Genomic DNA, 15,398 nt, shown 5'->3' on the forward strand with positions numbered 1-15,398 from the left:
CCATGCCATCATTAAATAAAGCGTTAAATGAAGCATTCAATAAAGGAATCCTTAATTCCGAACCCAGCAAAAAAATGATTATGAATGAGCCGGTTGCGACCCTATTTGACAAAACATCGAGTCAGTTAGTTGGTCAACCTATCACTCGTGTCGATGGTTCTTTAAAAGTGAGTGGTCAAGCGACCTATGCAGCCGAATATCATGTAGACAATATGGCTTACGGCGTATTGGTAGGCGCAACTATTGCTAAAGGTCATGTTAAAGATATTGATAAAAGCTCAGTTGCCGATATACCAGGCGTTATTAAAGTAGTGACTGATCCAAAGCATTTTATTAGAAACTCTCAGCAAGGCGGCAAAATGAAAGCGCCGACCCAAGGCACTAACGAGATTGCCTATCATGGTCAGCCGATAGCGGTTGTCATCGCTGAAACCTTTGAAGCGGCTACCGAAGCGGCTAAGGCACTTAAAGTAACCTATGAGGATCAGACGGATAAAGCGGCGTTAGATTTCAAGACAGAGCTTAAAAATACTCATGATGTTAATGAGAAAGAAGGATCTGATAAAAATAGTGAACAAGGCGACCCTGAAAAAAGCTTAGAGAATGCAGCGGTTCGTTTAGACCGCATTTATATCACGCCTAGCCAAAGTAACTCGCCAATGGAGCCTCATTCATCACTAGCGCATTGGGAGGGGGATAAGCTCACTATTTATACCTCAAACCAGATGGTGGCTTTTGGTAAAAAACAAATAGCGGATGCCTTACAGATTGATGCTGATAACGTTCATTTAATTGCACGATATGTCGGTGGCGGCTTTGGTAGTAAATTAGGTATTGCACCAGAGTCTATCGCAGCTGCTATTGCAGCCAAAGAGCTTGAGCGTCCTGTACTGATAATGATGACACGTCCGCAGGTGATGGAGGCAACGGTGAGACGGTCTAATACCCGTCAAAGAGTCGCCATTGGCTGTCGTGAAAACGGGGTAATAGACACCATCATTCATGAATCAATATCTAGCAATCTACCTGATGAAGCATTTTTTGAGCCATCAGCCTTGTCGACACATTTTCTGTATCGTGGTGAAAACCGCAAAGTCGAATACCAAATGGTGGATATGAACTGGACGCTTGCAGGCTCGATGCGTGCACCAGGTGAAGCGGTTGGTCAGATTGCGCTTGAATGTGCGATGGATGAGTTGGCCTGTCAGCTCAATATAGACCCTATTGAGCTACGTCGTCTTAATGAGCCTGAAGAGGATCCATCAAAGCAAATCCCTTTTTCAACACGACAGCTTATACCGTGCATTGAGCAGGGGGCAAAAGCATTCGGTTGGGATGAGAAGCATATCGCAAAACCAGCCAGTCGTTTAGAAGGCGATTGGTGGATCGGTACTGGTATGGCAGTCGCCTCAAGGGGCAATCAGCTAATGCCAGCAGAAGCTCGTGCTACCTTGCAGCTAGATTCAACCAAATCTTACGGCATTAAAGCGGTGATTGAATCCGATATGACTGATATCGGTACGGGATCTTATACCGTATTTTCTCAGGTAGCAGCGGATATTTTGGGCTTACCTATCGACCATATTGAGATGAAACTCGGTGATAGTAATTTGCCAGCCGCTCCCGGTTCTGGTGGAAGTTTTGGTGCAGCTAGTGCGGGTAGTAGTATTTATCTTGCTTGCGCCGAATTACGGGAGCAAATTGCTAAACGGGTCGGCCTGCATGCTGACACTATACAGTTGCAACAAGGTCAAGTCTCTAAAATCGGCGATCATGACGCCACACTGACAGAAACGGCAATTGAAGCGGGCAAGAATGCGCTTGGTAGTGTTCTTAGTAAGTTAGATAAGTTAGATAAGTTTGACAAACTTGACAATATTGCAGAAAAAGCTGGGTTACCGATCTCTATTAACGGATCTGAGGCAACTGAAAAAGAGGACTATGACTTTAGTCATTTTGCCGCTTATCCACTAGCCGATATTATCGCCAAACTTGATAACCAACAACTAAGTGCAAAAGGCGAAATTGCACCCGGTAAAAACGGTAAAACTCATCGTCAAGCCTGCTATGGTGCCAACTTTGCTGAGGTAGCCGTGCACCGTTATACCGGTGAGATTCGTGTGAAAAATATGACGGGTGCATTCACGGCAGGACGTATTTTGAATCATAAGCTTGCAACCTCACAATGTTATGGCGGTATGGTATTTGGGATTGGCTCAGCGTTGATGGAAGAGGTCATTCATGATAAACGAGATGGAAGATTGTGTAACCATGACTTGGCTGAATATCATATTCCTGTGAATGCAGATGTCCCTCAACTCGAAGTCATCCTCGTTGAAGAAGATGACCCGTATACCAATCCTATGCACATTAAAGGGATCGGAGAGACAGCCATATCGGGCGCTGCTGCTGCTATTGCCAATGCGGTTTATAATGCGGTCGGGGTACGCGTTTATGATTTTCCAATTACTCTGGATAAGCTGATTGATCAATTGCCTGATTAAGACGCGGGCATTTTATAGCGTTGGCATTTCGATAGGGTAGGTCGTACATCACTGTGCTATTTGCCCTCATTTTATCGATTAGCAGTTCTATTAAATCAATTCTAAACAGGCCTATCTTTTATTTTTAAACGTCTTAAATAAGTCGATACTATGAATCATGTTTCTGATATTTTGAAATTGGCGTCTGAAGCCTACCACAGCGGTATCGAAGCGGTACTAGCCACAGTTGTGCGTACTGAAGGTTCTGCGTACCGTAAAGAAGGTGCGATGATGCTTATCTGTGCAGATGGCCGCTCAGTAGGCATGATTAGTGGGGGTTGTTTAGAGCCACATATCATTAAAAGAGCTTTTTGGATTACCCGCAATGGACCTTCTGTTCAGGTCTATCAAACGGGGGAGGATGATAGCGCTCATCAAAACAATACTAAGCAAAATAGTAATCGTAATAGTATCCGAAATGATGAAAATAGTGATTTGAATGCTGATAATAAACGTGATTTAGACTGGAACTATGTTTTAAAGGACCAGTATGATAGTCATAACGACGATGATATAGATCTCAATTTTGGTTTGGGTTGTAATGGACGTGTTCATGTTCTATTCGAGCGATTAGCATCTGCGATGCCTTTGATTAAATGTATTAAGGAGGTTCGCAGTAATGAGCAAACGATGCGAATAGCCACTTTAATTCGTTCAGACGATCCATCTCATCCTATTGGCGTTCATATTAATTTAGATGATTTTGCAGCCCACTCAAATATAACCATCTTAAATGAGGATTTAAAATATATTCCCAGTGATCCTACCCTGATACAAGCGATCAAAATGCTATCCTCTAAGTCTTCAGATAATAATTCACTAGCTGGAAATGACTATTCTAAGAAACAGGCTTTTAAAAAAAAGCCTTCTAAAAAACAGGCTCAATTTGTGAGTGTGAAAGGGGTAGTCGACAATAATTTGGACCATATTATCGAGACACAGTGGTTAGTAAGACACTTGCAACCGCAAATTAAGCTGCTGATTTGCGGAGCAGGCAATGATGTATTGCCATTGGTCACGCTTGCGAAAATGCAAGACTGGCAGGTTACAGTATTAGATAGCCGTGCTCATTACGCTACTCGAGCGCGCTTTATGCAGGCTGACAATGTCCTATGTTTGCCAGTAGAGGATAGCGACACCCTTATTAATCTAAGCCGAAATGCTGCCGTTGCCATTATGTCTCATAGTCTCAGTCAAGATAGAGCACGTCTAAAAGTGCTGCTTGCCAATCCACCGGCATACCTAGGTCAGCTAGGACCTAAATATCGAACAGAGCGTTTGATTTCTGAAATCAAAGATATTTACCAAGGCGACATCTCTCATTTACAACAAGGTTTCGATCAACTGCATTATCCTATTGGTTATAAACTTGGCGGTGATGGGCCAGAGGCATTAGCCTTAGGCATCATTGCCCAGATTAATGCGGTGATGCATTGTGTTGATTTTATGGCCTCAAACAATGCTGCAAGTTTAGAAGACCCTATAAAGTCCAAATCTAAGGAGAGTTCAAAGGAGAGTAACGCTGGTGTGCCTGTCTTAAATTCTGCTTTAAACCATATAGTAAGACTTTAAGTTATGCCGAACCTCACTCATACCACTCATGCAGTTATTTTGCTGGCGAGTGGATTAAGTCGGCGTTTAGGAACTCCCAAACAGCTCTTAACGCAATGCGGTGAGACTTTAATAGAAGTCATGCTTCGCAAAGCCTTTTCTACCAGTCCTAAAATTATAGTTGTTGTTATTCCCGAAGGTCATTTGCCGATCAAAAGGGTCATAGATAGATTGATTGCTGACATTGAACCTATTGAAGTGGTTTTCAGTAAAGAACCTGAGAAAGGTATGGGGCATAGTTTAAGCTTGGGTATTGATGCTTTGAATACTCTAGCTACTGATAATTTAGCGACTAGTCAATTAACTACCAACAACTTGGCGATTAATAAAGTTATGATTTTAGGGGTAGACCAAATTTTATTAGACACTCAGCATTTAAATAATTTACTGAAAGAAAGTACTAAAGTTGTCGCCAGTCGCTATCCTAAATCTGACAAGATTATGCAGGACAATCGTTTTGATAGTCGCAATGCTACTAATCCTGTCTTAAAAACAAGTAACGACAACCCTAATTATTCTAAAGATGTCAGTTTAGATAGTAGTGAGACAGTCGTTGGTTTACCAGTAGTCATTAACTACGAGCTTCTAAAAAATTGGCAGTCAAGTTTACAGGGAGATAAAGGACTGCGTCATCAAATTAGAGCATTCGCTGCTGATGAGGTCGCGATTGTTAATAACCTCAATTTAAGTCTTGATATTGATACTCCTGAGCAGCTTAAGTTTGCAATTAATATGGGTTGGTTGGATAGGTAAAATTTATGATGTTTTAAACAGTCAAGTTAAGGCAAAAACAAAAAAAACAGACCCTAAACGCATAGTTAAGGCCTGTTTTTAGTAAGGTAGATTTTATTATTAATCGAAAGTATCCTGCTTAGCTATTAACGAGATTCTGACTAGCTACTAAAAGTAAGTTATTCGGCGCCTAATTGCTCTAAAATCTCATCAGTGAAATCAACGTTGGTGTGTACATCTTGTACATCGTCAATATCTTCAAGCATATCAATCATTTTCATGACTTTTTCAGCATCGTCAATATTATCAATCATTGCACTCGTTGAAGGAGACATAGTTACTTCAGCATTACTTGATTCATAGCCAGCTTTATTGAGCGCGTCTTTTACCGTCCCAAACCTTTCAGGCTCAGTGATTACTCTTAAGCTTTCGCCATCGTTCTCAATATCTAATGCACCGGCATCTAAGGCTACTAGCATAATCTCATCTTCTAATGACACGTCATCGAAGGTGATTTCGCCACGTTTGGTAAATAAATAGGCCACTGAGCCAGCAGTACCCAAATTACCATCAAATTTAGTAAAAGCATGACGCACTTCACTAACGGTACGATTAACATTATCTGTCATGGTTTCTACTAACACCGCCACACCGCCAACACCGTACCCTTCGTAGGTCAGCTCATCCATATCACCGCCTTCCGTATTACCGGCACCACGCTCGATGGCTCGCTTGATAGTATCTTTAGTCATATTGGCCGATAGTGCCTTTTCTACTGCGGCACGTAAGCGGGGATTAGCCTCTGGGTCAGGATCACCTTGTTTGGTAGCAGAGATTATTTCGCGAATTATTTTGGTAAAAATCTTGCCGCGTTTCGCATCTTCTTTGGCTTTTTTATGTTTGATATTTGCCCATTTTGAATGGCCGGCCATAATAAATTCCTTAATATAGAACCAAGAACTTTTAATTAGCATTAGTCAAGCTAACTAAACTTACTTTACCAATTTTTAAACACTCATTGTTTTAACAATGAATGTTTTGCAGATATTACACTGGCAGCGTTACCGTTAAGCCATTGAACCAAAATATAAATCAATGGCACTATTAATGAGGAGTTATAAAGATATCCCTCATATAAAACAAAGTCCTTCTTATTGGTAACATTAACGACATAATGCAGTATAATGACCTAACATTATAGACTACAAACCTGTGTTTATGAAAAAAGCTAAGACAAAACGTAAAACGATAAGTGAGTTAAAAGAAGATATTCACATCGTAATGGATGGAACGGATACGCCATTAGGGCGCTATTTTGACATCTTTTTATTAGTTGCCATAGTTGCAAGTGTGTCTGTCGTTATGCTGGATAGTGTACTATTACTGCGTTTGGAGTATGGCACTTTATTTTTTTATGCTGAATGGTTCTTTACTATTATATTTACCATTGAGTATGTTTTACGTTTATTCTCTACGCCTAACCGCATGCGCTATGCGTTTAGCTTTTTTGGTATTGTTGATTTATTGTCGGTATTGCCTAGTTATTTAAGTTTGATTTTTGGTGGTATTCAGTACCTTATTGTCGTTCGTATTCTACGAATTTTGAGGGTGTTCCGTGTACTCAAAATGAAAGGGTACATGCAACAAGCGGGCTTTTTAGCATCCTCATTAAAAGCCAGTCAACAAAAAATATCGGTATTTTTTCTATTTGTTCTACTACTGGTTACTATTTTCGGCTCAGTAATTTATGTTATTGAGGGTCCTGAAAACGGCTTTACCAGTATCCCTTTGTCAATCTACTGGGCTATTGTTACTCTCACTACCGTAGGTTATGGTGATATGTCACCAAAAACGGGGCTAGGTCAAGCCATTGCAAGTATGGTTATGATAATGGGTTACTCCATTATTGCGGTGCCAACCGGTATCTTTACCTCAGAATTGGCAAAAAACATGCGGCCTCAGTTACATCCTGTTACTTGTCCTAATTGTGGTAAATACGGTCATGCCGCTGGTGCAGAATTTTGTGACCGCTGTGGTCATGATTTACATCTATAGACACTTTAATCTACAGTCACTTTAATATGATAAGTTGTTTTCGTGTGATTATTAGTAAATTGATACCATTTGCATTCGGTATTAATACTAGCGCTGAAATATAGAGGGTAGTGCAATGCTCTCTATATTAGGTATCTCTAAAGGTTTCCTTAGATGACAATATTGAAGATAAGTCCTAAAATTAAAATCGTTATGTTAATTACGGTTGATGCCAACCATTAATGCCTCAATATAAGTTTAAATATATTTTCAATCTATAAGTTTATTGATATTTATGCCTAATTTATTAAAAAAATCTTTTAACGTCGTTAACAGAGTACGTCATACGGCCAGTGTTGCGGGTCTGTCAGCTCTTCGAGTGGCTAAAGGCGAAGATCTTGATGCAAATTTATTACGTGAAACGTTTGAACAGTTAGGCACAACGTATATTAAAATTGGACAGTTTATTGCCAGTACGCCATCATTATTTCCGCGTGAATATGTGACGGCATTTCAAGGCTGCTTAGATCAAACCACTCCTTTGTCATATAGTTACATTGAGCAGGTTCTTAAAGAGGAGTTGCTCACTGCTGAGATGTCTCATCAAGGCATGACGCTAGACGATCTATTTATGGAGATTGATAAAACCCCTCTGGCATCAGCGAGTATTGCTCAAGTACATGCGGCTAAATTGCATGACGGAACTGATGTAGTACTAAAAGTTCAGAAGCCTGGTGTAGATACTATCATGCAGACTGACTTAGGTGTGCTGCATGGTATCAGCAAAATAATGGAAAAGTTGATGCCAAAAATGAAGTTTGCCAGTATCTCGCCAATCATTGATGAAATACGAATTCGTATGATGGCAGAGACAGACTTTATAAATGAAGCAGCGAATATTCGTGATTTCCAACAGTTTCTAGAAATAACAAGTAATAAAAAAGTTATAGCACCAGAGGTAGTGGATGAGTTAACCACAAAGCGGGTTCTAACCATGAGTCGCTTATATGGTATGTCTATGGTGGATGAGGTCGCCATGCGTCAATATTGTGATGATCCGGCGCAAGTTATGGCCGATACTCTTAACACTTGGTTTGCCAGCTTGATGTTCTGTAATAGCTTTCATGCTGATTTACATGCTGGTAATTTAATGCTCCTTGAAGATGGCCGTATTGGTTTTATAGACTTTGGCATTGTTGGTAAGCTAAAACCTGAAAGTTGGAAGGCGTGCATGGGAATGATGCAAGCTTTGCAGGATAATGACTTTGTAACCATGGCAAGCTGTATGATTGATATGGGTATGACCCATGGTCGAGAGCAGGTTAATGAAAGTCAACTTGCTGGCGATCTGGCTCAAATGATTACTCGTATTATGGCTGAAGATAAGACGTATACCAGTGGTAAGCCTTTTAATAGCAAAGAGCAGGCAGATGAATTAAATAAAATGATGCTGGAGATTGTCGAAGTGGGCAAACGGCATGGCATACATTTCCCTAGAGATTTCGCATTATTAACTAAGCAAATGCTATATTTTGATCGGTTTATGCGAACTTTAGCACCTGATATGGATATGTTTAATGATGCTCGCGTCAGCTTATTAGGTAACGCTTGATAGGTCTTAACCCTTTTAATAGTAAAGCTGCAATAATCAAGCTATTAATATACATAAGTAGATTATGATAACCAAATTGCCTCGCTGGATTCTAATTGGTGGTGCGGTACTTGCCTTTAGTGCTGGGTGTATAAACGTAATTGCCTTGACTGGTTTTACCAATCTTTCTGTGTCACATGTTACGGGAAATGTTAGCTTGTTTTCGGCGGCAATGGCACATGCAGATTGGCAGTCAATATTATTTATTGGGGCATCTCTACTATCTTTTTTAACCGGTGCTATTTTAAGTGGCTATATAACGGGTCAGACCTCCCTAAAACTCGGTAATCGATACGGTGTTGCACTTTATCTTGAAGCTGGCATGTTATTGGGTAGTTTTTTATTGTTCTTTCAGCACGATTACTTTGGTCAACTGCTAGCTGCTATGGCGTGCGGTTTACAAAACGCACTGGTTGCTACTTATAGTGGTGCGGTTATTCGAACGACCCATTTGACTGGATTAACATCAGATATGGGCGCTGCCATAGGCAACTGGTTAGCAGGTAGGCAGATAAGCAAACCGACGTTATTGTTTCAAGCATTGATTTGGTATAGCTTTTGTGGTGGAGGGGTAGTCGGTGCCTTCGGATATAACTATGTCGGTTATGCTGCAATGCTACTGCCAATCTCAATCGTATTCGTGGCGGCATTATTTTACCAACAAGCCTCTAATCGGTTATCAAAAAAGCCTACTAGCTAATCATATCTTGAACTAATCATATCTTGATAGTCAGTGACAAATTATTAGCCATGCTATAAAGTAATGCGGCATGCAATATATTTACTCAACAACCTGAGCGATGATGGTTTAATCTTTTTACACGATGCCACGTTGGAATACTTGTCGTAGCTCAAAACTCGTACGTACTTGGGATACCCCTTCGATGTGATTTAAGCGATGAAGTAAAAACTCTTCATAGTGTGCCATGTCACGTACGACTACTTTAAGCAGATAATCTTCAGTACGCCCCGTCACAATGCTGCAACTTACGACTTCTTCAAAACTCTTTACTTTATCTTCAAATTCTGAAAATCGCTCGGCGGTATGTCTATCCATACTCACGGAAATATACAAAGCCAAGCTATAGCCAAGCTTTTGAGGGTCGATATGTGCATGATAGCCCGTGATTATACCAGTATCTTCAAGTCGTTTAATTCGTCTGGCACAGGGTGTTGCTGATAAATAAACCCGTTCTGCTAATTCAGTAACGCTCATGCGTGCATCATGTTGAAGCAGTTCTAAAATTTGTCTATCAATATTATCCAGTTCGTGGGATTGGGATTGTGTATTGGCAGTACTATTGTTGGTTTTAGATTTAGACATTTTGATAAAGCCTGTAAAATAGTGTTTTTCACTAATAATATAAAATTATTTGAGTTAATTAGCTAATTACAGCTTAATATATCACATATTTTGTAGAATTATATTCTGAGACTTTGATATTATATTGAGTATCAAATTAAATTATCTTTTTTTATAGTCATTAATACGTTAGAGGATCAATATGAGCCAAGTCGCCCCCCCTGTGTCTGAGCCAAAAATCAAACCTAAACATGATGCCTTTGATTATCGCAAGTATCAGCCTTTTGCGTTTAAACCAAACTTGCCAGATCGTACATGGCCAGATAAGACAATTAAAAAAGCACCGATTTGGGCAAGTGTGGATTTGCGAGATGGTAATCAGGCGCTGATTGATCCTATGAGCATCGAACAAAAAATGATGTTCTTTAAGTTGTTGGTAGATATTGGTTTCAAAGAGATTGAAATAGGCTTTCCTTCAGCTGCCCAAGTAGAGTTCGATTTCGCCCGCAAACTTATTGAAGAAGATCATATTCCAGATGACGTTACTGTACAGGTATTGGTTCAAGCCCGTGAGCATTTAATTGAGCGAACTTTTGAAGCGTTAAAAGGAGCACGGCGTGCGGTAGTCCATGTCTATAACTCGACCAGTCGTGTGCAGCGAGATAAAGTTTATGCAAAAGACCTAGCGCAAATCAAACAAATTGCGATGAATGGGGCGCAGTTATTAAAAGATCATGCCGCTAAACATCCTGAAACTGAATGGGTGTTCCAATACTCCCCAGAAAGCTTTAGCCAAACTGAACCCGACTATGCTATTGAGGTATGCGATGCGGTAAACTCAGTGTGGCAACCAGAAAAGGGCCAACAAGTTATTATAAATTTACCAGCTACCGTTGAATCCTCAATGCCAAATATTTATGCTGATCAAGTAGAGTACTTTTGCCGTAATCTTAAAAACCGTGAGCATGTGATTGTCAGTTTACATACGCATAACGATCGTGGGTGTGCGGTTGCCGCCTCTGAGCTTGGGGTATTAGCAGGCGCAGATCGTATTGAAGGCACATTACTTGGTAATGGTGAGCGTACGGGAAATATGGACATCATGATTATGGCTATGAATATGTATAGCCAAGGGGTAGATCCTGAGTTAGACTTTAGTGATATGAGTAGAATTGTGCAGGTGGTTAGTGAATGTAATAATCTGCCAGTGCACCCCCGTCATCCCTATATTGGCGAGCTTGTGTTCACTGCTTTCAGTGGCTCACATCAAGATGCGATCAAAAAGTCGCTTGATTATAATGAGAAACACAGCGCTGAAACAAAAAATATCTGGGATGTGGCCTATCTACCAATTGATCCTGCACATATTGGGCGTAGTTACCAAGATGTGGTACGTATTAATAGCCAATCTGGGAAGGGTGGAGTGGCCTATATCCTTCAACGCAATTATGGCTTTAATCTACCACGTTGGATGCAAATAGATTTTAGTGGTGTGGTTCAAAAGCAAGCTGAAGATGCTGCACGTGAACTTAAAAACGAAGAGATTTTACAAGCTTTTGAGAACACCTATTTTAATACCCCTGGTTATAAATTACTTGATTACAGCGTGAATAATAAAGGCGGTGAAGTTGAGTTTAATGGTCAAGTCACTATTAATGGTGATACCATTGATATCTCAGGTAAAGGTAACGGACCATTATCTGCATTTATTAATGGGGTAGCACATCATACTGGTAAGCGCTTACATATTATTAATTATGCTGAGCATGCAATCAGTCAAGAGAGTGCTAATAATGTTGATTTTGATCATGAACAGAGTGATAAAACGAATGCCAATGCTGCGGCTTATATCCAGCTAAATGTTGATGGTAATATTTATTCAGGTATAGGCACCTGTAGTAGCACGGTATCTGCAATGTTGAAAGGTGCGTTATCGGCATTAGCACAAGCTATTTCATAGTCTAATTATTTGTAAAAACCAGTTAGGCTATTCTCAGCTGGTTTTTTTAAATTATTAAATTAGCTTACCCATTTCTTCGATAAGTAGGTTTTTTATCCGCTCTGTAAGATTTATTTTTTATATATAATAGGAATCTGGCAATCAATAATGGGGGGGGATAAATAGGTAACAATAATTAGTGACAATTTATGTTTAATTATTTTATTAACTCTACTTACTAGTCTTTATTTAATTATAAAGTTTATATTTCACATGAGAAAACTATCTCTCTCTTACTATAAACTGACAAAAGGTATATTTTAACTGACAAAAAAAGGCAGGGTAACTGACAAAAGCTGTCATATATACAAATTATATGTCCAAAAGAATTATACACAGATAAAGCGTCGTTCATTAAAAAAGTATGATTCATAAAAAAGCCGAGCAATGCTCGGCATTTAGAGTTATTATCTCTAACATACAATTAACAAAACAAACATATGGTTATTTTTTCAGAACCTCTGCCATTGCATTAGCCACATAATCAACATTGGATGTATTTAATCCTGCTACAGAGATTCTTGAATTCGATACCATATAGATTCCAAATTCCGATTGTATACGCGCAACTTGTTCAGGGGTTAGTCCTGTAAAACTGAACATACCATTTTGACGCGTAATATAATCGAAGCTACGACCAGGAATATTCGCCTCTAAAACAGATTTAAGTTTTAAACGCATTGCTTTAATGCGGTCACGCATTGCATAAACTTCGCTAACCCATTGTTCATAAAGTTCATCATCATTCATAACGATATCAACAATATGGCCCCCATGTGATGGTGGCGTTGAGTAGATACGACGTACTATAGATTGCAACTGACCAAACACTCGTTTAGCCTCATCGGCAGATGGACAGACAACGGATAAACCACCCACACGCTCACCATAAAGCGATAAGTTTTTAGAAAATGAATTGCTTATAAATACTGTCAATCCCATGTCAACTGCTTTACGGATAGCGTATACGTCAGTTTCCATATCTTCGCCAAAACCCTGATAAGCAATATCCATAAATGGAATTAAATCATGCTCTTTAATCACATCTAAAACGGTATCCCATTGCGGTTGAGTTAAATCTACCCCTGTTGGGTTATGACAGCAAGGATGTAACAATATCACGTCATGTTTATTAAGAGATTTTAAAAACTCAACCATGGCATCAAATTTGATACCACCGGTTTGTTGGTCATAATATGGATATTTAGCAACTTCAACATCTGAGCCCTCAAAAATAGCAATGTGATTTCCCCATGTAGGATCACTGACATAGCATTTAGATTGTGGGAACCATTGATGGATAAACTCCGCACCAACTTTCAAAGCACCAGAACCCCCTATAGTAGCAATAGTCGCCACTCGATCTTCTTGTAAAATCTTCGCATCTTTGCCAAAAAGTATTTTTTGACAGCCTATTCTATGTCCAGGTAAACCTTCCATTGGCAAATAAGGTCTGGGAGAAATTGGATTAGCAATGCGTTCTTCAGCTATTTTTACACAGTTAAGAACAGGAAGTTTACCCTCAGCATCAAAATATACACCGACACCTAAATTAACTTTATTGGGTTTGTTATCCGCTATAAATTTATCTTTAAGACCCAAAATAGGATCGCCAGCGTAATAGTCCACACGTTCAAACATTTTATTTCCTTAGGAGATATGAGACAGGAGATTAAAAGGATAAACCAGTTTTTGTATTAACTCAATATATTGCCCTATTTAGGAAACAAATCAGCGGTTTTTAAGATGACATTATTGACTATAAGTCATTCACTCTGATAAACAGCTGCTTTTTTCAGTAATTTTAAGTTTTTATGATCTTTCTCATTCTGGCTTTTGTATGACTATTATATATAAGTTCAATATCTATAAGTAATGGAGAGTTTCTATCATGATAGTTAAACTTACCAAAATATAGACTTGAGATATTTAAAAGAGCCAAAATAATATTTTTGTTTATAGTAAGGCTTATTATCGTTATAATATAATGACTCAGATATGAATGGGTTTTAATCACTTAGATTTAAACATTTTACAAGTTTAGTTAATAACCACATCAATGGGTAAAATTTTGATTTTTCATCAGCCGTATCTTATAATACTAGTAATATATAGAGCTATTAACACAAAGATAAGAAATAAGTTTGGTTTAATTTATGAAAACACCAAAAACTCCGTTTTAACCTTTGCGAACGCCCTGTTATCTTTTACCTAATTAAATTAAATAACTCCTGCTTCTGTCTACGTAATTTTACATACCTCTCTATCTAAACAGACCATATGTAGCCTATTTAATTCAGATTATCCTCCTATAAACAAATGTTCACTCTTGTACTATAATGCCAATTACCAATTACCGATTATCGGATATTAATTGCCTTACAGCTATAAAATTAACAATATTATATATTTGGCACAATAATTGCTTCTAATATACTAAATTACTTACAAATACTAAATTACTTACAAATACTAAATTACTTACAAATACTATTCGATCAACTTAACAACCTCTCTACTCCCCACTAAATCTTTAATTTAAATCTTCGTTATCAGGGTCACTTAAAAATGAAAAAAAACATATTAGCACTATCTTTAACCGCCCTAACTATTGGCTCAATGATCACGACAGCGAATGCCGTTAACATAGTTGATGAAGCGAATAGAAAAGCAGTTGGTCATGTAATGTGGCACAAACAAGAGGCAATTAAACCAGAAGATTTATTGAATAAACCAATACCTGAGCACAGTACCAGCTTATTTTTTATTAGAGCAAAAGACAACGACCCTGAACAATCTAGCACCAATATCGCCATCAACGACAGATATCAAGTCAGCCTACACCCTGGTAACTACACTCAAGTTTACTCCTGTGCCGGTATCAACCGTTTAAGTGGCGAAATAACCGGATTAAAAACCAATGATTTACTATTAGCCACTCAGGATTACCAACTAGAAGAAAAAGGCACCTACTTCTTTTTTATTGATATAGATGAGCAAGGTCAATCATCAATCAAACAAATGGAAGAAGAAAGCGCCTTAGAAGCCCTGAAAGACAAATACTATCAAGCCCATCAAATTACCCGAGTGGTACCAAACTGTCCTCCCATTATGAAAGCCCCTGTACTTGAAAAAGAAGTCAGTATTGAACTTGAAGTACTATTTGATACAGACAAAGCCTTTATCAAACCAGAATTTGTAAACGAAGTGAAAGAAGTCGCTGACTTCATGACCCTCTACTCTAATACAACCGCCGTTATAGAGGGGCACACAGATAGTCGAGCAAGCGAACCTTATAACCAGAAACTATCTGAACGCCGTGCAGTCGCAGTCAAAGACATGCTCATTAATCGCTTTGGCATTGCTGCGGACCGCTTATCAGCGATTGGCTATGGCGAACTGCGCCCAAGAGCCACTAACAGTACTAAAGAGGGTATGCAATTAAACCGCCGTACCATTGCCGTCATTAATGAACGAGTCCGTGTCGACCAAGACGGCAACCAAATACTTAACTAATACACCCAA

The 15,398-nt window shown here is 39.0% G+C and carries 11 protein-coding genes; 8 read left to right on the forward strand and 3 right to left on the reverse strand.

The window, feature by feature from the left end; genetic code table 11:
* The first annotated feature begins 2 nt into the window (after nt 1-2).
* From AC2SLN_RS03870 to AC2SLN_RS03880, 3 genes are all read left to right on the forward strand, one after another.
* Nucleotides 3-2,504 carry a molybdopterin cofactor-binding domain-containing protein gene (locus AC2SLN_RS03870; protein WP_486550812.1) on the forward strand — a complete coding sequence of 834 codons (2,502 nt, stop codon included), beginning with the start codon at nt 3-5 and terminating at the stop codon, nt 2,502-2,504.
* A 150-nt stretch (nt 2,505-2,654) separates the two neighbouring features.
* On the forward strand, nt 2,655-4,115 hold the full coding sequence (locus tag AC2SLN_RS03875) for an XdhC family protein (protein WP_486550814.1): 1,461 nt from the start codon (nt 2,655-2,657) through the stop codon (nt 4,113-4,115).
* Nucleotides 4,116-4,118: 3 nt separating this feature from the next.
* Nucleotides 4,119-4,907, forward strand: a complete 789-nt coding sequence (locus tag AC2SLN_RS03880; protein ID WP_486550816.1) for an NTP transferase domain-containing protein — start codon at nt 4,119-4,121, stop codon at nt 4,905-4,907.
* Nucleotides 4,908-5,065: 158 nt separating this feature from the next.
* Here AC2SLN_RS03880 and AC2SLN_RS03885 read toward each other — a convergent pair whose 3' ends face one another.
* Entirely contained in the window at nt 5,066-5,818 is a 753-nt protein-coding gene (locus tag AC2SLN_RS03885; RefSeq protein WP_486550818.1) for a YebC/PmpR family DNA-binding transcriptional regulator, read from the reverse strand.
* A gap of 286 nt (nt 5,819-6,104) precedes the next feature.
* Here AC2SLN_RS03885 and AC2SLN_RS03890 point away from each other — a divergent pair, with 286 nt between their 5' ends.
* The 3 genes from AC2SLN_RS03890 to AC2SLN_RS03900 all read left to right on the forward strand — a co-directional run bounded on the left by AC2SLN_RS03890 (nt 6,105) and on the right by AC2SLN_RS03900 (nt 9,271).
* Nucleotides 6,105-6,941, forward strand: a complete 837-nt coding sequence (locus AC2SLN_RS03890; RefSeq protein WP_486531816.1) for an ion transporter — start codon at nt 6,105-6,107, stop codon at nt 6,939-6,941.
* 274 nt (nt 6,942-7,215) lie between these two features.
* Nucleotides 7,216-8,532, forward strand: coding sequence for an ABC1 kinase family protein (locus AC2SLN_RS03895; protein ID WP_486550820.1), 1,317 nt, complete (start codon nt 7,216-7,218; stop codon nt 8,530-8,532).
* A 64-nt stretch (nt 8,533-8,596) separates the two neighbouring features.
* Nucleotides 8,597-9,271 (forward strand): YoaK family protein, encoded by a 675-nt coding sequence (locus AC2SLN_RS03900; protein WP_486550822.1) that lies wholly within the window; start codon nt 8,597-8,599, stop codon nt 9,269-9,271.
* Nucleotides 9,272-9,388: 117 nt separating this feature from the next.
* Here the strand turns inward: AC2SLN_RS03900 and AC2SLN_RS03905 are convergent, their stop codons facing one another.
* Nucleotides 9,389-9,895: an Lrp/AsnC family transcriptional regulator gene (locus AC2SLN_RS03905; protein ID WP_486550823.1), complete on the reverse strand. Its 507-nt coding sequence runs from the start codon at nt 9,893-9,895 to the stop codon at nt 9,389-9,391.
* Nucleotides 9,896-10,076: 181 nt separating this feature from the next.
* Here AC2SLN_RS03905 and leuA point away from each other — a divergent pair, with 181 nt between their 5' ends.
* Complete coding sequence (gene leuA, locus AC2SLN_RS03910; protein ID WP_486550825.1) at nt 10,077-11,834, forward strand: 2-isopropylmalate synthase; 1,758 nt, start codon at nt 10,077-10,079, stop codon at nt 11,832-11,834.
* 483 nt (nt 11,835-12,317) lie between these two features.
* On the opposite strand, the gene AC2SLN_RS03915 is transcribed toward leuA, so the two are convergent.
* Nucleotides 12,318-13,514, reverse strand: a complete 1,197-nt coding sequence (locus AC2SLN_RS03915) for an amino acid aminotransferase (protein ID WP_486550827.1) — start codon at nt 13,512-13,514, stop codon at nt 12,318-12,320.
* Nucleotides 13,515-14,441: 927 nt separating this feature from the next.
* Here AC2SLN_RS03915 and AC2SLN_RS03920 point away from each other — a divergent pair.
* Entirely contained in the window at nt 14,442-15,389 is a 948-nt protein-coding gene (locus AC2SLN_RS03920) for an OmpA family protein (RefSeq protein WP_495057361.1), read from the forward strand.
* Nucleotides 15,390-15,398: the final 9 nt, after the last annotated feature.

The sequence above is a fragment of the Psychrobacter sp. CX90 genome (assembly GCF_057396305.2).

Coding starts and splice junctions, on each gene's coding strand:
- AC2SLN_RS03870 (WP_486550812.1), top strand. CDS start 3: ATGCCATCATTAAATAAAGCGTTAAATGAAGCATTCAATAAAGGAATC.
- AC2SLN_RS03875 (WP_486550814.1), top strand. CDS start 2,655: ATGAATCATGTTTCTGATATTTTGAAATTGGCGTCTGAAGCCTACCAC.
- AC2SLN_RS03880 (WP_486550816.1), top strand. CDS start 4,119: ATGCCGAACCTCACTCATACCACTCATGCAGTTATTTTGCTGGCGAGT.
- AC2SLN_RS03885 (WP_486550818.1), bottom strand. CDS start 5,818: ATGGCCGGCCATTCAAAATGGGCAAATATCAAACATAAAAAAGCCAAA.
- AC2SLN_RS03890 (WP_486531816.1), top strand. CDS start 6,105: ATGAAAAAAGCTAAGACAAAACGTAAAACGATAAGTGAGTTAAAAGAA.
- AC2SLN_RS03895 (WP_486550820.1), top strand. CDS start 7,216: ATGCCTAATTTATTAAAAAAATCTTTTAACGTCGTTAACAGAGTACGT.
- AC2SLN_RS03900 (WP_486550822.1), top strand. CDS start 8,597: ATGATAACCAAATTGCCTCGCTGGATTCTAATTGGTGGTGCGGTACTT.
- AC2SLN_RS03905 (WP_486550823.1), bottom strand. CDS start 9,895: ATGTCTAAATCTAAAACCAACAATAGTACTGCCAATACACAATCCCAA.
- leuA (WP_486550825.1), top strand. CDS start 10,077: ATGAGCCAAGTCGCCCCCCCTGTGTCTGAGCCAAAAATCAAACCTAAA.
- AC2SLN_RS03915 (WP_486550827.1), bottom strand. CDS start 13,514: ATGTTTGAACGTGTGGACTATTACGCTGGCGATCCTATTTTGGGTCTT.
- AC2SLN_RS03920 (WP_495057361.1), top strand. CDS start 14,442: ATGAAAAAAAACATATTAGCACTATCTTTAACCGCCCTAACTATTGGC.